Source organism: Agromyces sp. NPDC058126 (genome assembly GCF_042884595.1).
Classification (GTDB): Bacteria; Actinomycetota; Actinomycetes; order Actinomycetales; family Microbacteriaceae; genus Agromyces.
Map to the genome: position 1 here is coordinate 372,520 of NZ_JBHVTS010000004.1, position 18,687 is coordinate 391,206.

At 72.1% G+C, this 18,687-nt stretch carries 20 protein-coding genes; 9 read left to right on the top strand and 11 right to left on the bottom strand.

The features are described from left to right. Positions 1-71: 71 nt before the first annotated feature. The gene (locus ACFVTR_RS14340; protein WP_387038293.1) at positions 72-1,523 is read right to left on the bottom strand and encodes a DUF6421 family protein; all 1,452 of its coding nucleotides are present in this window, start codon (positions 1,521-1,523) and stop codon (positions 72-74) included. A 367-nt stretch (positions 1,524-1,890) separates the two neighbouring features. Here ACFVTR_RS14340 and ACFVTR_RS14345 point away from each other — a divergent pair, with 367 nt between their 5' ends. Continuing rightward, the gene (locus ACFVTR_RS14345) at positions 1,891-2,415 is read left to right on the top strand and encodes a hypothetical protein (RefSeq protein ID WP_387038295.1); all 525 of its coding nucleotides are present in this window, start codon (positions 1,891-1,893) and stop codon (positions 2,413-2,415) included. 80 nt (positions 2,416-2,495) lie between these two features. On the opposite strand, the gene ACFVTR_RS14350 is transcribed toward ACFVTR_RS14345, so the two are convergent. Next, complete coding sequence (locus tag ACFVTR_RS14350) at positions 2,496-2,996, bottom strand: GNAT family N-acetyltransferase (RefSeq protein WP_376943065.1); 501 nt, start codon at positions 2,994-2,996, stop codon at positions 2,496-2,498. A 98-nt stretch (positions 2,997-3,094) separates the two neighbouring features. Between ACFVTR_RS14350 and ACFVTR_RS14355 the strand changes: the two genes are divergently transcribed. After that, positions 3,095-3,859: a DNA alkylation repair protein gene (locus tag ACFVTR_RS14355; RefSeq protein ID WP_387038296.1), complete on the top strand. Its 765-nt coding sequence runs from the start codon at positions 3,095-3,097 to the stop codon at positions 3,857-3,859. On the opposite strand, the gene ACFVTR_RS14360 is transcribed toward ACFVTR_RS14355, so the two are convergent. Both ACFVTR_RS14360 and ACFVTR_RS14365 read right to left on the bottom strand, forming a co-directional pair. Continuing rightward, positions 3,841-4,563, bottom strand: a complete 723-nt coding sequence (locus ACFVTR_RS14360) for an NAD(P)H-dependent oxidoreductase (RefSeq protein ID WP_387038297.1) — start codon at positions 4,561-4,563, stop codon at positions 3,841-3,843. The genes ACFVTR_RS14355 and ACFVTR_RS14360 overlap by 19 nt on opposite strands. Next, positions 4,560-6,056: a DHA2 family efflux MFS transporter permease subunit gene (locus ACFVTR_RS14365; protein ID WP_387038299.1), complete on the bottom strand. Its 1,497-nt coding sequence runs from the start codon at positions 6,054-6,056 to the stop codon at positions 4,560-4,562. Before ACFVTR_RS14365 ends, ACFVTR_RS14360 begins: the two co-directional genes overlap by 4 nt. 69 nt (positions 6,057-6,125) lie before the next feature. Between ACFVTR_RS14365 and ACFVTR_RS14370 the strand changes: the two genes are divergently transcribed. Together ACFVTR_RS14370 and ACFVTR_RS14375 are read left to right on the top strand one after the other, a co-directional pair. Continuing rightward, complete coding sequence (locus ACFVTR_RS14370) at positions 6,126-6,746, top strand: TetR/AcrR family transcriptional regulator (RefSeq protein ID WP_387038300.1); 621 nt, start codon at positions 6,126-6,128, stop codon at positions 6,744-6,746. A 77-nt stretch (positions 6,747-6,823) separates the two neighbouring features. Further along, the gene (locus ACFVTR_RS14375; RefSeq protein WP_387038301.1) at positions 6,824-7,663 is read left to right on the top strand and encodes an SDR family NAD(P)-dependent oxidoreductase; all 840 of its coding nucleotides are present in this window, start codon (positions 6,824-6,826) and stop codon (positions 7,661-7,663) included. On the opposite strand, the gene ACFVTR_RS14380 is transcribed toward ACFVTR_RS14375, so the two are convergent. The 6 genes from ACFVTR_RS14380 to ACFVTR_RS14405 all read right to left on the bottom strand — a co-directional run bounded on the left by ACFVTR_RS14380 (position 7,627) and on the right by ACFVTR_RS14405 (position 11,988). Then, complete coding sequence (locus tag ACFVTR_RS14380) at positions 7,627-7,770, bottom strand: hypothetical protein (RefSeq protein WP_387038304.1); 144 nt, start codon at positions 7,768-7,770, stop codon at positions 7,627-7,629. The genes ACFVTR_RS14375 and ACFVTR_RS14380 overlap by 37 nt on opposite strands. Positions 7,771-7,845: 75 nt before the next feature. Beyond that, entirely contained in the window at positions 7,846-8,664 is an 819-nt protein-coding gene (locus ACFVTR_RS14385) for an alpha/beta fold hydrolase (protein ID WP_387038306.1), read from the bottom strand. A 58-nt stretch (positions 8,665-8,722) separates the two neighbouring features. Then, positions 8,723-9,166 (bottom strand): hypothetical protein, encoded by a 444-nt coding sequence (locus ACFVTR_RS14390; protein ID WP_387038308.1) that lies wholly within the window; start codon positions 9,164-9,166, stop codon positions 8,723-8,725. After that, a complete protein-coding gene (locus ACFVTR_RS14395; RefSeq protein WP_387038310.1) occupies positions 9,163-10,479 on the bottom strand; it encodes a protein kinase in 1,317 nt (438 codons plus the stop codon). Before ACFVTR_RS14395 ends, ACFVTR_RS14390 begins: the two co-directional genes overlap by 4 nt. Positions 10,480-10,538: 59 nt before the next feature. Then, positions 10,539-11,378 carry an exodeoxyribonuclease III gene (locus tag ACFVTR_RS14400; RefSeq protein ID WP_387038313.1) on the bottom strand — a complete coding sequence of 280 codons (840 nt, stop codon included), beginning with the start codon at positions 11,376-11,378 and terminating at the stop codon, positions 10,539-10,541. A gap of 91 nt (positions 11,379-11,469) precedes the next feature. Further along, positions 11,470-11,988 (bottom strand): DUF6328 family protein, encoded by a 519-nt coding sequence (locus ACFVTR_RS14405; RefSeq protein WP_387038315.1) that lies wholly within the window; start codon positions 11,986-11,988, stop codon positions 11,470-11,472. 128 nt (positions 11,989-12,116) lie between these two features. Between ACFVTR_RS14405 and cofE the strand changes: the two genes are divergently transcribed. The 5 genes from cofE (at position 12,117) to fgd (ending at position 16,652) form a co-directional block, all read left to right on the top strand. Continuing rightward, a complete protein-coding gene (cofE, locus tag ACFVTR_RS14410) occupies positions 12,117-12,911 on the top strand; it encodes a coenzyme F420-0:L-glutamate ligase (protein ID WP_387038317.1) in 795 nt (264 codons plus the stop codon). Between the two features lie 64 nt (positions 12,912-12,975). After that, positions 12,976-13,734 carry a GntR family transcriptional regulator gene (locus ACFVTR_RS14415; protein ID WP_387038319.1) on the top strand — a complete coding sequence of 253 codons (759 nt, stop codon included), beginning with the start codon at positions 12,976-12,978 and terminating at the stop codon, positions 13,732-13,734. 142 nt (positions 13,735-13,876) lie between these two features. Further along, entirely contained in the window at positions 13,877-14,875 is a 999-nt protein-coding gene (locus ACFVTR_RS14420; protein WP_387038321.1) for a TIGR03557 family F420-dependent LLM class oxidoreductase, read from the top strand. After that, the gene (gene cofC / locus ACFVTR_RS14425) at positions 14,872-15,627 is read left to right on the top strand and encodes a 2-phospho-L-lactate guanylyltransferase (RefSeq protein WP_387038322.1); all 756 of its coding nucleotides are present in this window, start codon (positions 14,872-14,874) and stop codon (positions 15,625-15,627) included. The genes ACFVTR_RS14420 and cofC overlap by 4 nt, the downstream gene beginning before the upstream one ends. Beyond that, on the top strand, positions 15,624-16,652 hold the full coding sequence (gene fgd, locus ACFVTR_RS14430) for a glucose-6-phosphate dehydrogenase (coenzyme-F420) (RefSeq protein ID WP_387038324.1): 1,029 nt from the start codon (positions 15,624-15,626) through the stop codon (positions 16,650-16,652). Before cofC ends, fgd begins: the two co-directional genes overlap by 4 nt. Before the next feature lie 159 nt (positions 16,653-16,811). Here fgd and ggt read toward each other — a convergent pair whose 3' ends face one another. Continuing rightward, positions 16,812-18,626: a gamma-glutamyltransferase gene (ggt, locus tag ACFVTR_RS14435; protein WP_387038326.1), complete on the bottom strand. Its 1,815-nt coding sequence runs from the start codon at positions 18,624-18,626 to the stop codon at positions 16,812-16,814. Between the last annotated feature and the right edge of the window lie 61 nt (positions 18,627-18,687).

Below are 18,687 nucleotides of genomic sequence, written 5' to 3' on the forward strand. Positions count from 1 at the left end.
AGAACGAAAGCTGCCCAGGACGAAATCGCCGATTCCGTCCTGAGCAGCGTACGTCTTCCTGAAACGGTGGGTCAGACCTCGGTGTGCCCGGTGATGCCGACCGTCGACTCGATGACGGGCTTCATCTTCTTGTCGAGCGCCTCGAAGAACATCGAGAGCGGGAACTCGTCGTCCATCACGAGGTCGGTGTAGCCCTTGGGCGGGCCCGCGAGCACCTCGCGCGGCAGGCCCTCGGCCCACACCGACGCGGGGTTCGGCGTGACGACCGAGGAGACGAGCTCGTAGGCCTTGAGCCAGTGCACCGTCTTCGGGCGGTCGATCGACTCCCAGTAGAGCAGGTCGATCGCGTCGCCGAGCTCGACGACCGCGTCGGCCACCTTGTCCCAGTCGAAGCTCAGCTCGACGTCGCGCCACTCGAGCACGTGCTTCTTGTGGAGCCACGCGAAGAGCAGCTGGCCGCCGAGGCCGTCGTAGTTGCGCACGCGCGAGCCGGTGATCGAGAAGCGGAAGATGCGGTCGAAGATGACGGCGTACTGCACGAGCTTGCCGGTCGAGCGCATCTGCTCCTCGACGTCGGTGAGCTCTTCGCCCTTCGCGAGGCGGGCGTCGAGCGCGCGCTGGATCTTGACCGACTCGCGGAATGCGGTCAGGTCGCAGCGCAGCTCCTCCAGCGAGTAGAGGAAGAACGGCATGCGCTGCTTGATCATGAACGGGTCGAACGGCAGGTCGCCGCGCATGTGCGTGCGGTCGTGGATGATGTCCCACATGACGAAGGTGCGCTCGGTGAGCTCCTGGTCGGTGAGCATCTCGGCGGCGTCGTCGGGCAGCACGAGCTTCGTGATGTCGCTCGCCGCGCGCACCACCTTGCGGTAGCGGGCCGCCTCGCGGTCCTGGAAGATCGCGCCCCACGTGAACGTCGGGATCTCGCGCATCGCGACGGTCTCGGGGAAGAGCACGGCCGAGTTCGTGTCGTAGCCGGGCGTGAAGTCGACGAGGCGGAGCGACACGAAGAGCTTGTTGCCGTAGTCGCCGGCCTCGAGGGCGGCGATGAACTCGGGCCAGATGGTTTCGACGACGAGCGCCTCGACGTGGCGGTCGAGCGAGCCGTTCTGCGTGTACATCGGGAACACGACGAGGTGGCGGATGCCGTCGATGCGGTGACGCTGCGGCTGGAACTCGACGAGCGAGTCGAGGAAGTCGGGGACCTCGAGGCCTGCGGCCTGCCACTTGCGGAAGTCGGCCTGCAGCGCGGTGAGGTACGCGGCCTCGTGCGGGAAGCGCGGCGCGAGGGCGGCGACCGACTCGACGATGGCATCGACGAGGGCGGATGCCTCGGCCTTGTCACCCTCGACGGGGACGGAGCCGTCCTTCACCTGGAGCGACTGGAGCTTCGTCGCCGACTCCTTGAGGCGGAGCCAGGCGGGGTCGGTCTCGACGCCGTCGGCGAGGGCGATCTGCTCGGGCGTGACGTCCTCGAGGACCTCGGGTTCGCCGACGATGGGGTCGATCGTGATGTTCGACATGTGAACCTCCGTTCCTCAGTGAGGGGTCAGATGCTGGGTCTCGGCAGTGCCGCGCGCGGCGGGAATCGCCGTACAGCTCAAGGCTACGAGGCATCCGCTCGCGATTGATTGCACTGCAACGCGGGAATCTTGCGTTCGCCTTCGAAACGGCGCCGGAGATCGCGCATGCCGCGCACGCCCGCGATTCGCATCGAAGTCGAGAACACCTCAGCGTTCACCCGGATGCCGCTCCACGCCTGCCCGGCCTCGACGCGACGCGGGCACCGAGGAGAACACCGGGGGCGGTCCCGATGACGGGCGTCTCGCCCGACCCTAACTTGAGGATTGTTCACATCCCCGCGAACCCCCACATGAACAGGAGAGGGCCATGAACACCAACAGGACCGGCGCCGCAGTGATCGGTGCCGTCGTACTCCTCGTCACGATCAGCGGCTGCGCCGGTGTGCAGTCCCAGCTCGAGAGCGGATCCGGATCGCAGAGCGTGACCTCGCTGCAGTCGCAGCAGGACTCGGCCCGTCGTGAGGCCGCGCTGGAACGCAGCCGGGCTCACGCACAGGAGTTCGCGCCGCAGGGCACCACCCTGCAGGACATCCTGCGCGAGGCCGAGCGCACCGAGCGCGTCGAGTCGGCCGCACGCTCTGCGAAGGCGCAGGAGCAGATGCGAGCCGTCAAGCAGGCCGAGCAGTCGGCGCAGCGCGCCGCTCGCTCGAACTCGGCACAGGTCCAGGAGACCGTGCGCGCCACCAAGCAGGCGGAGGCCGTCGACCAGTCGGCCGCCGAGGTGCAGGGCCAGCGTCTCGCCGAGTACGCCGAGCAGTTCGGCCAGTCGCAGGACGACGGCGTCCCCACGCCGACGCCCGAGCCCCGACCGATCTCACCGCGCAACCGATGATCACCACGCGAGAGCGGGGTCACGCCGACCGGCGGGCCCCGCTCTCGATCTGCGCGCCCGAACCCGACGGACGCGACGATTCAGAGAGACTTCGCCATGTGCAGCGACGCCGCCTCGAAGCCGAGGCTCTCGTAGAGCTCGATCGCCGGCACGTTGTAGGCGAACACGTTGAGGCCGAGCGTCGGCGAGCCGTGTTCGCGGGCGACCTGCTCGGCGTGCCGCATCGCCGCCCGGCCGAGGCCCCGGCGGCGGAACGGTTCGCGCACATGCACGTCCCACACCCACCACGCGTCGCCGCCCTCGGCCCAGGGGCCGAGCCACAGCCACCCCGCGTCCTCGCCGTCGACGACGATCGCGAGCAGCACGTGCTCGGGGTGCAGCTGCCCGTCGGTGAAGAAGCGCTGCCGCGAGGCCTCGACGGCGGCCTCGGCCTGCTCGGGGGTGTCGCCGGCGCGCAGCCTCGACGCCTGGTAGTACGCCATCGACTCAGGCAGCCACATCACGAGGTCGTCGCCTGTGATCGGGACGAAGGCGAGCTCGTCGGCGCGCGCGGTCTCCGCGGTCGCGGTGTCGTCGGTCATCCCTCCATGTTGGCGGATGTCCCGCCCCGGCGCACGGGCGATTCCTGATGCCGGTCGGCGTGCCCGCAGCCCACCGCCGACGGGGTAGTCTCGCCGCCATGGGCGACCCCGAACTGCAGACCGCCGCCGCGGTGCGGGCCGCGCTCGCCGCGGCGTCCGACCCGGCGAGGGCGAGCGGCGCGGCCGCCTTCTTCAAGACCGGACCGGGCGGCTACGCCGAGCGCGACGTGTTCCTCGGCGTCACGGTGCCGGCGACGCGCGCGATCGTGCGGAGATCGTCGGTGCTCCCGTCGGCCGACGTCGCCGAGCTCGTCGCGAGCCCGATCCATGAGGAGCGGCTCGCGGGCCTGCTCGTCATGGTCGAGCGAATCCGCCGCGCCGGCCGTGTGCGCACCCGCGATGACGCCGTGCGCGCGGCCGAGCACGAGCGCTACCTCGACGCCGTGCGCGCGGGGCACGTCGACAACTGGGATCTCGTCGACGCCACGGCCGAGTACCTGCTCGGCGAGGTGGTGTTCCCCGCGGCGCCGGTCGCCGAGGTCGTACCGCCGGTCGTGGCCGGGCTCGTGGCATCCGACTCGATCTGGCCGCGCCGTGTCGCGGTCATCTCGACCTTCGCCGCCATCAAGGCGGGCGACCAGCGCCCGACGCTCGCGCTGGCCGAGCAACTGCTCGACGACCCCGAGCCGCTGCTGCACAAGGCCGTCGGCTGGATGCTGCGGGAGGTCGGCAAGCGGGTCGATCGCTCGGTGCTCACCGGGTTCCTCGACGAGCACGCGGGGCGGATGCCGCGCACCATGCTGAGCTACGCGACCGAGCACTTCGACCCGGCCGATCGGGCGCGCTACCGCGCGATGCGCTGAGCGCGCCCGCCGCCGCCCGCCGCTCGTGCCGTCTCGGGCCGTCGGCCGCGGGGGCGTCGCGAGGCGTCGCGTTCGCCGACGCGATGCGCCGTGGCGAGCCACGCGGCCCGCTGCTCGGCCGACGAGAACCGCACCGGCGTGAACCGCGAGATGCCGATCGTGCGGATCCCGCAGTACGCGAGCGTCGCCCGCGCGAGCGAGGTCTCGGCGGCGTTGCGGTAGACGAGCCGGTTCCAGGCGAGCGGCGAGTCCATCGTCATCACGATGCGCGCGGTGCGACCGCTCAGCAGGCGCGTCGAGACATGACCGCGACCGTACGCGAACGCCGTGCCCGAGAGCATGACCCGGTCGAGGAACGCCTTCAGCACGGCCGGGTAGGTGCCCCACCACTGCGGGAAGAGGAACACGAGGTGCTCGGCCCAGGCGACGTCGTCGACGAAGCCGCGGATGCTCGGTTCGAGATGGCCGGTGTCGCCGCCCGGGGCGCGGAGCGCGGATCGATCGTCGGGGATCAGCGTGAACTCGCGTTCCGCGAGGTCGATCACCCGCACCTCGGTGCCGTCGGACGAGCTGCCCGCTGAGCCGGCCGCGGCGTCGCCCGCGGAATCGCCCGCGGACCGGAGCCCGGCGACGTACCGTTCGGCGAGCGCGTGCGTGAAGCTGCCGCGGTGCGGATGCCCGACGATCACGAGGGTGCGGGTCATCCGCGTGCCTCGGCAGGCTGCGGTGCCTCGGCGTGCTGCGGTGCCTCGGCGGGCTGCGGTGCCTCGACGGCGTGCGGGGCGCGACCGGCGGGCAGCAGCAGTGCGACGAGCGCCGACCCGATCAGCACGGCCGCACCGACGAGCACCGCCGGCTGCGCGCCCTCGACGTAGCCGGTCGGCGTGAGCGTGCCGCCCGCGCCAGTGAAGACGGCGGTCGACACGGCGATGCCGAGCGCGACGCCGACCTCGCGGAGCATCGAGTTCGTGCCGCTCGCCTTGGCGTGGTCGTCGGGCGCCATACGGGCGAGCACCGCGGTCGAGGAGGGTGCGAACACGAGCCCCATGCCGACTCCGGCGAGGATGAACGGGGCGAGGTAGGCCGAGTACTCGGTGCCCGCGTCGAGCAGGGGCGTCAGCCAGAAGAGCGCCGAACCGAGGGCGAGGAGCCCCGCGACGATGAGCGCCCGAGTGCCGACGCGCGGTGCGAGGAGGCCGGCGAGCGGCGCCACGATCATCGGCGCGAGGGTCCACGGCGACGTCTGGACCGCCGCCTCGAGGGGCGACGCGCCCTGCACCAGCTGCAGGAACTGGATCAGGATGAAGATCGAGCCGAAGGCGCCGAAGCTGAAGCTGAAGCCGACGACGTTCGCGATCGAGAAGCTGCGATCTCGGAAGAGCCGCAGCGGCAGCAGCGGTGCGCTCGTGCGCGACTCCCAGACGACGAAGGCGACGAGCAGCACGCCGCCGCCGATGAGCCCGGCGAGCACCTCGGTGCTCGACCAGCCGGCGTCGTTGCCGCGCACGATCCCGTACACGAGGGCCAGCAGGCCGAAGCCCGAGAGCAGCAGGCCGATGACGTCGGCGCGCAGGCGCGCCCCGAAGCCGTTGCGGAGGACGGCCAGCGCGAGCGCGATCGACGCGAGGCCGACCGGGATGTTGATCCAGAAGATCGCCTGCCATGCCCAGCCCTCGATGACCGCGCCGCCGACGAGCGGTCCGGTTGCGACGCCGAGCCCGGCGACGCCGCCCCAGATGCCGATGGCCAGCGGGCGGCGTGCGATGGGCACGGCGCCCGCGAGCAGCGTGAGCGAGAGCGGCATGATGGCGGCGGCGCCGAATCCCTGGGCGGCACGTGCGGCGATCAGCTGGCCCGGGTCGCTCGCGAGTGCGGCGAGGGCCGAGCTCGCGGTGAACACGGCGATGCCGACGAGGAACACGGTGCGGCGGCCGAAGCGATCGCCGAGGGCGACCGCCATCAGGATCGTGCTCGCGAAGGCGAGGGTGTAGGCGTTCATGAACCACTGCAGCTCTTCGACGGATGCCCCGAACTCCGTGTGCAGCACCGGCAGCGCGTTCGTCATCACGAGGTTGTCGAGGGTGGCCATGAACATCGGCAGTGCGGTCGCGAGGAGCACGAGCCAGAGCGGCGGGACGCGGCGCGGTCGGCGCGCGGTGGCGCCGGGAGCGCCCGATGCGGCGAGTGTGGTCGACATGGCGAACTCCAGAGGTTGTAATCGGATGATTACTTCGTAATGTAGTAATCGACTGATAACATGTCAAGCATGTCGGCCGAAGAGATTCCCGCACCCGCGACCGCACCTCGCATGAAGGCTGCCGATCGCCGCGAGCTCATCCTCGCCGCGGCGACGGCCGTGTTCGGTGCGAAGAGCTACGTCGGCACCACGACCGACGAGGTCGCGCGGGCCGCCGGCGTCAGCCAGCCGTACGTCGTGCGCCTCTTCGGCACCAAGGAGAAGCTCTTCATCGCGGTGGTCGAGCGGGCCTACGCCCGGGTGATCGACGAGTTCCGACGCGTGATGCCGGGTCCCGACGAGACTCGGATCGACCGGATGGGCGCCGCGTACACCGACCTCCTCGCGGAGCGGGGCATGCTGCCCGTCATCGCCCACTCCACGTCGCTCGGCGGCGAACCCGAGATCGGGCGGGTGGCCCGCCGCGGGTTCAGCGACATCTGGCGCTTCCTCCGCGAGGAGGCCGGCTTCACGCCGGAGACCGCCCGCGAGTTCTTCGCGACCGGCATGCTCATCAACGCCGTGGTCGGGCTGCGCCTCACCGGCGACTACGGCGACGAGGTCTCGGCGACCGAGGTGCTCGACTCCTGCTTCCCGGGGGCGGTCGAGCAGGTGCGCACGCTCCTGCCCGCCGCCGACGAACCCTGGTAAACCTCGGCACAGGCCTCCGGTGAGCCGCCTCGCCCGGTGAGGCGGCCGCGCCCCTCGCGGTGGGGGAGGATTGGACGATGACGAGAACGGTGCGCGGCGCGAAGGTGCTCATCACAGGAGCGGCCGGCGGCCTGGGGCGCATGTTCGCCGATCGTGCGGTCGCCGAGGGCGCCGCCTCGGTGATCCTCTGGGACGTCGACGCCGCCGCGCTCGCCCGGGCGGTCGACGAGCTCGGCGCCGTCTCCCGCGGTCGCACCAGGGTGCAGTCGTTCGTCGTCGACCTCGGAGACCTCGGCGCCATCGCGAAGACCGCACAGCGCGTACGGCGCGAACTCGGCAACCCCGACGTGCTCGTCAACAACGCGGGCATCGTCCGCGGCAACGGCTACTTCTGGCAGACCGACAACGGCGACGACACCCGGCCGACCATGCAGGTCAACGCGCTCGCCCCGATGTACGTCGCGCGCGAGTTCCTCCCGGGCATGATCGCGAACGCGTTCCGCCCGGCGCGAATCGTGAACCTCTCCTCGGCGGCGGGCACGATCGGCAATCCGCGCATGGCCGTGTACGCGGCATCCAAGGCGGCGCTCATCGCCTGGAGCGACTCGCTGCGTCTCGAGCTCGAGCAGGCCGGCCACCGCAACGTCACGGTGACCACCGTCACGCCGAGCTACATCGCCACGGGCATGTTCGCGGGCGCCCGCGGCCCGGCGCTGGCGCCCGTGCTCGAGGCCGCGTTCGTCGTCGACCGTGTCTGGGAAGCGATGCTCGCGGGGCGACCGCTCGTCGAGCTGCCCGGCAGCGTCCGACTGTCGCGGGTGTTGCGCGCCCTGCTTCCGACGCGCGTGTTCGACCGCGTCGTCGGCGACGGCTTCGGCGTCTACCGCTCGATGGAGCGGTTCACCGGGCGGCGCTGAACTCGCACGGGCTGCAGAGCCCGGCGACGCTGCGCCAGCAGGCCGAGGGCGATGGGGCCGACGACGCCCGCGAAGCAGAGCGCCGAGAGCCAGATTTCCGTGGTCATGCGACGACCGTAGCCCCGGAGCCTGAGTGCGCGCCCCGAACGTCGAAGGGATGCCTCGGGCCCGGCGCGCGTTCCTCAGAGCCCGTGCTCGTCGAGCCACGCGAGCAGGAGCCGCGAGAACTCCTCGGGCCGCTCGACGCTCGGCAGGTGCGCCGTGCCGGGCAGCCGGTGCGCGGTCGCGTCTGGCAGCGTCGCTTCGAGGGTCTCGAACTGGGCGAGGAACGGTGCGAGGTCGTGTTCGCCGACCATCACGAGCGACGGCACCGCGATCGTGTCGAGCCGCCCGGCCGCGGCGGGCTCGAGCGCCCGCATGTCGCCGTCGTCGAGGGCGTGCGCGATGTTCGGCACCGCGAGCTCGTGCGCGCGGGCGAGGAACGCCGGGTCGAGCTCGTCGGCGCCGCGCCCCACGCCGGTGGCGAACAGCTCGGTCTCGAGGCGCAGCATCCGCGCGGCATCGACGGCGGGGTCGATCGCCTCGACCTCGTCGAACCGCGCCTGCGTGGCCGCGTCGAGCGGCACCTCGGGGTGGCCGCCGATGCGCGCGCAGACGGCGACGAGCCCGGCGACGCGATCCGGCGCGTGGAGCGCGACATCGATCGCGATCGCACCCCCGCGACTCGCCCCGATGACGGTCGCCTGGGCGATGCCGAGGTGGTCGAGCAGCGAGATCGCGTCGCGGTGGTTCCAGAACGGCTCCGCCTCGTCGTGGCGCGTGCCGCCGAAGGCGCGCGGGTCGTAGCGCACGACGAGATGCTCGTCGGCGAGCGCCTCGACGTGCTCGTCCCACATGCGGAGGGTCGCGATGCCCGCGGGGATCAGCAGCAGGGCCGGCGCCGAGGCGCGGCCGGTCGTCTCGTAGGAGAGCTCGGCTCCGGGCAGGTCGAGGTGCGGCACGTCACGAGACTACGCACTCCGGGACCGGCTCGATGACCGTCGGTCGCTCCGACGCCCGTCAGTCCTCGTCCTTGCCCTTGTCCTTCTTGTCGTCCTTGCGGTTGCCCCCGCTGTTGCCGGGGCCGCTGTTGTCGTCATCGTCGTCGTCGGCATCGGTCGGCGTGGGTGTCGGGGACGGCTCTGACGCCTGGCGGGCGCGCTCCTCGGCGGCCTCGAGATCGGCGCGTACGAGCTCGATCGCCTCGCGGATCTCGGCCTCCTGCGCAGCGGGGACCTCGTCGGCGGCGACCGCCTCGTCGACATCCCGCTCGAGCAGGAGGAGCGCTGCGAGCGCCCCCGCGAAGTCCTCGTCGGCCGAACGCTCGGCGACGCGCACGACCGACGCGTGCAGGGCGTCGCCGGCATCGGCCTCGCTCGCGCAGCCGGCAAGTCCGAGCCCGATCGCGACGGTGGCGGCGAGTGCCGCCGCCCGCAGGCGGCGCCGTCCGGAGCGCCGGGTCATCCTCGCACCGCCTCGTCGAGTTGCTGCAGATGCTCGCCGAGCGGATCGAGCTCGGCCGGGATCGGCGGCAGGGGCGTGGGCTCGGACTGGCCGCCGCCGGTCGCCGCCGTGATCGCGGCGTGGACGGCCAGCACGATCGCGACCGTCGCGATCGCGAGCACGACGACGATGAGCACCGGGCGACGCCGGGAGGGCTTTGTGCGTGCCGGGCGTCCGGCTCCGCCCGTGCGCGCGCCGGCAGAGCCGGCGGGGGAGTGGAGATCGCTCGGGACGGTCGGTGCGCCCGGCTGCGCCGGGAGCACTCGGGTCGGCCCCGTCGGCTCGGGCTCGGGCTCGGGTCCGCGCTCGGCCGTCTGCGGCGCGCCGGCGGGTGCCGTCGCGCCGAGCACGACCGTCGGCGCGAGCGAGGACGTCTCCGACTCCGACTCGATGTCGGCCGGTTGCGACGCACGGCCCGGGCTCGTCGGCGCGAGCGCCGTCGCGGCGACCGCGACCTCGAGCGCAGTAGGCCGTGCGGCCGGTTCGCGGGCCGTCATACGGGTGAGCAGATCGACCCAGTCGGAGCCGAGCTCGCCCGGCACCTCGGGGTCGCGCACCAGCCTGGCGCTCGCAGCCTCGGCCGCGGGGCCGGGGAACGCGCGTCGCCCGGTGCGCGCCTCGAGCACGAGCAGACCGAGCGAGTAGACGTCGGCAGCGCTTCCGGGGGCGACGCCGCTCACCTGCTCGGGGCTCAGGTAGCCGGGCGTGCCGACGAGGAGGCCGGTGCGGGTGATGCGGGCATCGTCGATGAGCCGGGCGATGCCGAAGTCGGCGAGCTTCGCGTTCCACCGACGGCTCGGCAGGTGCGCGGGTTCGAGCAGCACGTTCGCGGGCTTCACGTCGCGGTGCACGATGCCGCGCGAGTGGATGACGTGGAGCGCCTCGCCGAGGTCGGCGAGGACGCCGGCCTCGTCGGCGGCGTCGAGCGGGCCCTGTTGCAGCGCGGCACGAAGGTCGTGCCCCTCCACGAGCTCCATCACGAGGTACTCGCGCGAGCTGCCCTCATCATGCGCCGCGTCGTAGAGGCGTACGAGCGCCCGATGCTCGACGCTCGCGAGCAGGGCGATCTCGGAGGCTCGCCGGCCCGCGTCGTCGATGCCCTCGGCGGCCTCGCTGAAGACCTTCACCGCGACCGGCCGTCCGAGCGACAGGTCGAAGCCGCGATACACGCTCGCCATGCCGCCGCGCCCGATGAGCGCGTCGAGGCGGTAGCGGCCGCCGAAGATCCGGCCCGTGGTGGGCTCGGTTCGGTCGCGATCGGAGATGCTCGTCACCCCTCCGAGGGTAGTCCGCCGGGCTGGGACCGACCCGGGGGTTGCGTCGTCGCCAGGAATCAGAAGATCATCGGCCGATCGTCGTCGTCGTCGCCGAGCGCGAGGTCGACGAGCACCGGTACGTGGTCGCTCGGGGCGTCGCCCTTGCGCTCGTCGCGGTGGATCGACGCCGAGGTCACCGCTTCGGCGAACGTCGCCGAGCCGAGGATGAAGTCGATGCGCAGGCCCTCGTTGCGGGGGAACCGCAGCTGCTTGTAGTCCCAGTAGGTGTACAGCCCCTCGGGCACCCGCGCGCGAACGACGTCGGTGACGCCCGCGTTCTCGAGGGCGAAGAAGGCGGCGCGCTCTTCGGGGGAGACGTGGGTCGTCTGCCCGACCACCACGGTCGGGTCGCCGTTGTCGATGTCGAGCGGCGCGACGTTGAAGTCGCCCATGAGCGCGAACGGGCGCTCGAGGTGGGCGGTCGTCTCGGCGCGCGCGTAGTCGGTGAGTGCGGCGTAGAAGTCGAGCTTGTAGTGGAGGTGAGGGTCGCCGAGGGAGCGGCCGTTCGGCACGTAGAGGCTCCACACGCGCACGCCGTCGACGGTCGCGCCGATCGCGCGCGCCTCCTTCGGGAGGTCGGGGCCGTCATGCCCCTTCAGGAACCCCGGCATGCCGGGGAACTCGGTCTCGACGTCGGTGATCGGCGCCCGGCTCGCGATCGCCACGCCGTTCCACTGGTTCAGGCCGTGGATCGCCAGTTCGTACCCGGCCTCCTCGAAGGCCTCGTGCGGGAACTGCTCGGGCTTGCACTTGATCTCCTGCATGGCCAGCACGTCGACGTCCTCGCGCACCATCCAGTCGACGACGCGGCCGACGCGGGTGCGGATCGAATTGACGTTCCAGGTGGCGATGCGCATGGGTTCCAGCGTAGGTCAGCCGGGCGACACCCCGAGCACGGCGAGGTCGGATGCCCCGTGGTCGCCCACGAGGCATCCGCCATCGATGCCGTCAGCGGCGGCGCCGCGCGATCGCGGGCACGACGACCCACACGACGACGACGACCGCGATGGCCGCCCCGAGCGCGATGTAGCCGGCGACGCGGCCGACGGCGACGTCGAAGATGAGGCTCGTCACTCCCGCGGAGAGCAGGGAGACGACGGCGAGCAGCCCGAACAGCATGCGGTTCCCGACACGCACCAGGCGGTCCTTCTGCTGCCGCCCGAACAGCTGCCGGTGCAGGATCACCGGCGCGAAGCCGAGCACGGTCGCGAGGCCCGCGAGGGCGACGAGCACGAGGTAGAGCGTCAGTTCGTAGTCGTCGAGCTCGGCGAAGCGGGGCTGGAACGCCGCGGCGAGCAGGAACCCGGTGATGATCTGCGTGCCGGTCTGCACCGCGCGCAGCTCCTGCAGGATGTCGCCCCAGTTGCGGTCGAGCCGTTCGACGCGGGTCTCGTCGCGGCCGTCGCGGCGGTCGTCGCGGTCTTCGTCGTCGGCGGTCGCGGCCTGCGAGGCGGAGTCGGTGCCCATACGCGATCGTACCGCCGGGCGCTGCGCCGCCTCGGGGGCTTGCGAACCGGCCGCGCACCCGGTGCGCACCCTCCGCGCACCGTCGTTGCTGTCAGAATGGAGCCCGTCGTGTTCAACAGGGGAGCATCATGGCCGCAGCATTCAGTGTCGAAGGCGTCGAGGGCCTGCCCGAGATCTCGACCGGAGACGATCTCGCCGCGATCATCGCGGGCGCCGCGGAGTTCGCCGACGGCGACATCCTCGTCGTGACCTCGAAGATCGTCTCGAAGGCCGAGGGGCGCGTCGTGCAGGCCGCCGACCGCGAACAGGCGATCACCGACGAGACCGTGCGCGTCATCGCGACGCGCGAGTACGAGGGCGGGGTCACCCGCATCGTCGAGAACCGGCAGGGCATCGTCGGGGCGGCGGCCGGGGTGGATGCCTCGAACACGCCAGACGGCACCGTGCTGCTGCTGCCCGTCGACCCCGACGCCTCGGCGCGCGACCTCGCGACGGGGCTGCGCGCCCTGACCGGTGCGCGGGTCGGCGTCATCCTCTCCGACACGCTCGGGCGCCCGTGGCGCGAGGGGCAGACCGACATCGCGATCGGCGCCGCCGGCGTGCACGTCTTCGACGACCTGCGCGGCGGGGTGGATGCCTCGGGCAAGCCCCTCTCGGTGACGATGCCGTGCGTGGCCGACGAGATCGCCGGGGCGGGCGAGCTCGTGAAGGGCAAGTCGTCGGGGGTGCCGCTCGCGATCGTGCGCGGGCTCGGACGCTACGTCGGCGACCTCGACCTGCCGGGTGCGCGGTCGATCCAGCGGCCGAGCGAGCGCGACCTGTTCCGTCAGGGCGCCGACGAGGCGTACGACGAGGGGTACCGCGCCGGATTCGACGAGGCGCAGGCCGAGGGCCCGCTGCGCGCGACGCCCGACTTCGAGTAGTCGCTCCGATTTTTGGATCCAGAATGCGTGCCCTGAGCGGGGTTTGCCGGTACATTCGGGTGCCATGAGCGAACAGATCGCCGAGGGCGCGCGCCGTGCATCCGTCGGATCCGGGTTGAACTCCGACGCACTGCAGCAGCTGGCGGGCAAGCACCAGACCGGGTACCGGTCGGTCGGCGTGATGGTCTACGACATCCTGAAGGACGCCATCCTCACCGGCACGCTGCCGCCGGGGCAGAAGCTGCGCCAGGAGACCCTCGCCGAGTCGATCGGCGTCTCGAGGCTACCCGTGCGTTCGGCGCTCATCCAGCTCGAGGCCGACGGGCTCGTCGAGTTCCACGAGCGTCGCGGCGCCGTCGTGAAGTCGCTCTCGGCCGACCAGGCCCGCGAGGTCTACGACATCCGCACGCTCCTCGAGGTCGAGGCGCTGCGGCTCTCGATGGCCGAGATGAACCCCGAGCGCATCGCCCGCCTCCGCGAACTCGGTCGCACGGCCGACATCGAGGAGGAGGGGGCCGACTTCGTCGACGCCCGCACCGAGTTCTACGCCGAGCTGTACGACGCGACCCACCGTCCGGTGCTGTGGGAGATGATCGAGCAGCTGCGCCTCAAGGTCGGACGCTACGTGCTGGGCTGGCGTCTCGTGGGCGGGGCCGAGCACGGCCACTCGCACGAGGCGCTCGTCGCCGCCGTCGAGGGCGGCGACGTCGAGCACGCGAGCGGCGTGCTGCGCTCGCACCTCGAGCGGGTGCGCGACGCGGTGCTCGAGCTGCTCGTCGAGGGCGAGGCGGGCGCGCCGACGGTGTCGGCCTCGCGCGGCTGAGGCGCGCGGCATCCGGGCGTGGGACCTGTGGCTTCGCGCGGCGCTTGCGTTCTGGATCCAGTATCCGAAATAATGAACGGGCGCGACCGAGGCTCGACCACGTCGAGGTGACGGCGCCCCGCCGAGCAGGGAGGATGGAGGAGTGTCAGTGCACATCGGTTACGCCGCGATGCTCGAGCAGTTCCCGCCCGCCGAGGCGGTGGCGCTCGCCGCGCTCGCCGAACAGCACGGCTTCACCGGGGTCATGGCGACCGACCACTTCCAGCCGTGGACGCCTCGCATGGGGCAGGCCTCGCACGTCTGGAGCGTGCTCGGCGCCCTCGCCGAACGCACCCGCGGCGACTTCGGCCCGGGCGTGACGACGCCGACCTTCCGCACGCACCCCGCCGTCGTCGCGCAGGCGAGCGCGACGCTCGCGTCGATGCACCCCGGGCGCCACTGGCTCGGCATCGGCTCGGGCGAAGCGGTCAACGAGCACATCGTCGGGCAGTACTGGCCCGAGGCGCCCGACCGCATCAACCGCATGTTCGAGGCCGTCGAACTCATCAAGAAGCTCTTCGCCGCCTCGATCGCCGGGCGCGATGTGCGCCATTCGGGCCCGAGCTTCAAGCTCGAGACCACCCGCCTCTGGACGATGCCGCCCGTCGCCCCCGAGGTCTACGTCGCCACCGCCGGCCCCGTTACCGCACGCCGCGCCGGACGGGTCGCCGACGGGCTCATCACGACGAGCGGGCCCGCCGAGCGCCTCGACGCACTGCTCGCCCGCTTCGCCGACGGGGCTCGCGACGGCGGCCGCGACGTGCGGCGCATGCCCAAGATCCTGCAGCTGCACCTCTCGTGGGCGGCGACCGACGAAGAGGCCATGCGCAACGCGCTCACCGAGTGGCCCATCGCCGGCATGCGGTTCGGGCGCAGCGACATCCGCTCGCCGTTCGAGTTCGAGCAGCTCGCGCGCACCGTGCGACCCGAGGACTTCGAGGGGCGCATGGTCGTCTCGGCCGACCCCGACCGGCATCGCGCCGAGATCCAGCGGCACCTCGACCTCGGCTTCGACCGCATCTACCTCCACAACGTCGGCCGCAACCAGGCCGAGTGGATCGAGGTCTTCGGCCGTGAGGTGCTGCCGGGGCTGCGCGCATGACGGCCGGCGCGGTGCCCGCCGGCTGGACGCTCGTCGTGCCGGTGAAGGCGTTCTCGGCGGCGAAGACCCGCCTCGGGCCGGCCGTGCCCGCTGAGGCGCGGGCCGCACTCGCCCGCGCGTTCGCCCTCGACACGATCACCGCGGCACGCGCCGCGCGCGGGGTCGAGCGCGTGATCGTCGTCACCGGCGAGGTCGATCTCGGGTCGCCGCTTCCGGCGGGCGTCGAGCTCGTGCGGGAGGCCGGCGTTGCCGCGGGGGCCGTCGGCGGTGGCGCTCCCAACGGGCTCACCGCCGCGATCGACGACGGCATCCGCGCCGCCCGCGCCGGGGATCTCGTGCCCGTCGCGGTGCTGCTCGGCGACCTGCCCTCGCTCCGTACGAGCGAGCTCGAGTTCGCGCTCGAGGCCGCGTCGCGGCATCCGCTCGCCTTCATCGCCGATGCCGACGGCACCGGCACGACCCTCGCGACCGCGAGCGCAGGTGCGACCATGCGCCCCGCCTTCGGTGAGCAGTCGGCGTCGCGGCACCGCGAGGCCGGCTTCGCCGACCTGGCCGGTAGCGCCCCGTTCGCGACCCTCCGGCGCGACGTCGACACCGTCGAAGCGCTCGAGCACGCGCTGCGGCTCGGTGTCGGACCGCACACCGCTGAAGTCGTCGCCGCTCTCGCCGACGGTGCGCTGCCGCACATCGCGCCAGGCCCGACGCCCGACACGACTCATTCCACCGACCCCCACAGAAGGAGCCACGCATGACCCTCACCCTCGGATACAAGGCCAGCGCCGAGCAGTTCGACCCGCGCGAGCTCGTCGAGATCGCCGTCACCGCCGAAGGCCACGGCATGCAGTCGGTGTTCACGAGCGACCACTTCCAGCCCTGGCGCCACACGGGCGGGCACGCGCCGTTCTCGCTCGCCTGGATGGCCGCGGTCGGCGAGCGGACCTCGACCGTGAAGATCGGCACGAGCGTGATGACGCCGACGTTCCGCTACAACCCCGCGGTGCTCGCGCAGGCGTTCGCCTCGCTCGGCGTGCTCTACCCCGAGCGCATCATCGCCGGCTTCGGCTCGGGCGAGGCACTCAACGAGATCGCGACGGGCTTCCAGGGCGCGGGCGAGCAGGAGTGGCCCGAGTTCCGCGAGCGCTACGCGCGGCTGCGCGAGTCGGTGCGGCTCATGCGCGCCCTCTGGAAGGACGAGGGCCAGGTCAGCTTCGACGGCGAGTACTACTCGACCCACGACGCCTCGATCTACGACCGCCCGCATGTCGCGGTGCCGGTCTACATCGCAGCCGGCGGCCCGCAGGTGGCCAAGTACGCCGGCCGTGCCGGCGACGGCTTCATCTGCACCTCGGGCAAGGGCGCCGAGCTCTACGCCGACCAGCTCATGCCGGCCGTCAAGGAGGGGCTCGCCGCCCGTGAAGACGGCCGCACCTTCGACGAGTACGACCGCATGATCGAGATCAAGCTCTCGTACGAGGAGGACCTCGACACCGCGCTCGACAACACCCGGTTCTGGTCGCCGCTCTCGCTCTCGAAGGAGCAGAAGCACGACATCACCGACCCCGTCGAGATGGAGCGCGCCGCCGACGCCCTGCCGATCGAGCAGATCGCGAAGCGCTGGATCGTCGGCACCGACCCCGACGCGGTCGTCGAGCAGATCGGGCAGTACATGGACTGGGGCTTCAACCACCTCGTGTTCCACGCACCGGGCCACGACCAGCGCCGGTTCCTCGAGCTGTTCGAGCGCGACCTGGCGCCGCGGCTGCGGGCGCGCGGCTGACCCGCGTCGTTCTGGGCTGACATCCGGCGCGACACGCCGTCTCGAGGCGACTCGTATCGGCGTGTCGAGTCGGATGCCGGTCATCCCCGACCGGCGGTCAGGTGCGGCGGCGCTCCCAGCGGCGCTTCGCGGCGGCGTGCGCTCGCGGAGTAGGGCGCGCTACCCCGCCGGCTCGACCACCAGCCCGGTCCCCCCGCCGCGGCGGACCGGCTCGGCCACCGCGGTCATCAGCCCGTCGGCGCCGACCTCGATCGCGGCGACGGCACCGATCTCGGCCGACGTCGAGAACGCGTGCCCGTATGCGGCGAGCGGGCTCTCGTACGCAGCCCGGAACGCCGGCTCAGCCGCGACCGCCGCGGTGTTGCGCTGCGAAGCGCGGGGAGCCGCGACGGCCTCGGGCAGGGTCATTCCCAGGTCGATGCGGTTCACGAGGACCTGCGTCACCGTCGTGATGATCATCGAGCCGCCGGGGGAGCCGACCACGAATCGCACCGCGCCGTCGTCGAGCACGATCGTCGGCGACATCGACGAGCGCGGGCGCTTGCCGGGTTCGACGATGTTCGGATCGGCCGGGTTCGGCACGAAGCTGAAGTCGGTGAGCTCGTTGTTGAGCAGGAACCCGCGCCCCGGCACCGTCATGCCCGAGCCGCCGGTCTGCTCGATCGTGAGCGTGTACGCCACCGCGTTGCCCCACCGATCGACGACCGAGAGGTGCGTCGTCGAGATGTTCTCGGTGTCGGCGGGCTCGTCGAGCGCGGCGGTCTCGCAACCGGACGCGGAGAGCGGTGCGGGCGGAACGGGCTTCACCGATGCGGTGTCCGGGTCGATCACGCAGGCGCGCGCGTCGGCGAACTCCTGGCTGAGCAGCGTCGCGGTCGGCACGTCGACGAACGCCGGGTCGCCGACGTAGGCGTTGCGGTCGGCGAAGGCGTGCGCGGTGGCCTCGAGGTAGAGGTGCAGTGCCTGCACGGGGTCTGCGCCGGCGAGGTCGAAGTTCTCGAGGATGTTGAGCGACTCGCCGACGGTCGTGCCGCCCGATGACGACGGGGCCATGCCGTAGACGTCGAGGCCTCGGTACTCGACGTGCGTCGGCGCCTGGTCGAGCACCTCGTAGTCGGCGAGATCGTCGGCGGTGAGGTGGCCGGGGTAGGCCGGCAGCGTCGCATCGGCATCGACGATCGGCGCTTGCGCGACCGCGGCGATCTCGTCAGCGAGCTCGCCTTCGTAGAACACGTCGGTGCCGCCGAGCGCGATCTTCCGCATGGTGCGGGCGAGGTCGAGGTTCTTGAAGACCGTGCCCACTTTCGGGGCGTCGCCGTCGGGCAGGAAGAGCTCGGCGGTGTCGGGGAAGGCAGCGAATCGCGCCTGGTTCGCGAGCGTCTGGTCGCGGAACGTCTGGTCGACGACGAATCCCTTCGTCGCGAGCAGGATCGCCGGCTGCAGTGCGTCGCGCAGCGACGTGGTGCCGAACTCGTCGAGCGCGGCCTCCCACGTCGCGAGGGTGCCCGGTGTGCCGACCGACAGGCCCGACGACACCGCGTCCGCGAACGCGTAGGGCGCACCGGTCGCCGGGTTGATGAAGGCGTCGCTCGGCATCGCGGCGGGCGCGGTCTCGCGGCCGTCGATGGTCGACACCTCGCCGGTGCCGGCGTCGAAGTACACGAGGTATCCGCCGCCGCCGATGCCGGCGCTGTACGGCTCGGTCACGCCGAGCGCCGCGGCGGTGGCGACCGCGGCGTCGACCGCGTTCCCGCCGTCGCGCAGCACCTCGAGACCGACGGCGCTCGCCGAGGCATCCACCGATGAGACCGCCCCGCCGAAGCCGGTCGAGGTGGGCGGAGCCGGCGGCGCGGGTCGCCCGGTCACGGTGACGGCCGACGCCGCCGGAGCGGCGAACGCCGCGAGCGAGACGGCTGCGGCGATGGCGATGATGCTGCGGCCGACGGTGAAGCGGCCGCGATCGACGTTGACCATGAAGACCCCCCGAAGTGGTGACATTCGCACGTTGGGGCTCAACGTAGACCCGGTGCAGGCG

What these genes read in the sequence shown, in the direction of transcription:
- ACFVTR_RS14340 (WP_387038293.1), bottom strand. Translation starts at nt 1,523, where the DNA reads ATGTCGAACATCACGATCGACCCCATCGTCGGCGAACCCGAGGTCCTC.
- ACFVTR_RS14345 (WP_387038295.1), top strand. Translation starts at nt 1,891, where the DNA reads ATGAACACCAACAGGACCGGCGCCGCAGTGATCGGTGCCGTCGTACTC.
- ACFVTR_RS14350 (WP_376943065.1), bottom strand. Translation starts at nt 2,996, where the DNA reads ATGACCGACGACACCGCGACCGCGGAGACCGCGCGCGCCGACGAGCTC.
- ACFVTR_RS14355 (WP_387038296.1), top strand. Translation starts at nt 3,095, where the DNA reads ATGGGCGACCCCGAACTGCAGACCGCCGCCGCGGTGCGGGCCGCGCTC.
- ACFVTR_RS14360 (WP_387038297.1), bottom strand. Translation starts at nt 4,563, where the DNA reads ATGACCCGCACCCTCGTGATCGTCGGGCATCCGCACCGCGGCAGCTTC.
- ACFVTR_RS14365 (WP_387038299.1), bottom strand. Translation starts at nt 6,056, where the DNA reads ATGTCGACCACACTCGCCGCATCGGGCGCTCCCGGCGCCACCGCGCGC.
- ACFVTR_RS14370 (WP_387038300.1), top strand. Translation starts at nt 6,126, where the DNA reads ATGTCGGCCGAAGAGATTCCCGCACCCGCGACCGCACCTCGCATGAAG.
- ACFVTR_RS14375 (WP_387038301.1), top strand. Translation starts at nt 6,824, where the DNA reads ATGACGAGAACGGTGCGCGGCGCGAAGGTGCTCATCACAGGAGCGGCC.
- ACFVTR_RS14380 (WP_387038304.1), bottom strand. Translation starts at nt 7,770, where the DNA reads ATGACCACGGAAATCTGGCTCTCGGCGCTCTGCTTCGCGGGCGTCGTC.
- ACFVTR_RS14390 (WP_387038308.1), bottom strand. Translation starts at nt 9,166, where the DNA reads ATGACCCGGCGCTCCGGACGGCGCCGCCTGCGGGCGGCGGCACTCGCC.
- ACFVTR_RS14400 (WP_387038313.1), bottom strand. Translation starts at nt 11,378, where the DNA reads ATGCGCATCGCCACCTGGAACGTCAATTCGATCCGCACCCGCGTCGGC.
- ACFVTR_RS14405 (WP_387038315.1), bottom strand. Translation starts at nt 11,988, where the DNA reads ATGGGCACCGACTCCGCCTCGCAGGCCGCGACCGCCGACGACGAAGAC.
- cofE (WP_387038317.1), top strand. Translation starts at nt 12,117, where the DNA reads ATGGCCGCAGCATTCAGTGTCGAAGGCGTCGAGGGCCTGCCCGAGATC.
- ACFVTR_RS14415 (WP_387038319.1), top strand. Translation starts at nt 12,976, where the DNA reads ATGAGCGAACAGATCGCCGAGGGCGCGCGCCGTGCATCCGTCGGATCC.
- cofC (WP_387038322.1), top strand. Translation starts at nt 14,872, where the DNA reads ATGACGGCCGGCGCGGTGCCCGCCGGCTGGACGCTCGTCGTGCCGGTG.
- fgd (WP_387038324.1), top strand. Translation starts at nt 15,624, where the DNA reads ATGACCCTCACCCTCGGATACAAGGCCAGCGCCGAGCAGTTCGACCCG.
- ggt (WP_387038326.1), bottom strand. Translation starts at nt 18,626, where the DNA reads ATGGTCAACGTCGATCGCGGCCGCTTCACCGTCGGCCGCAGCATCATC.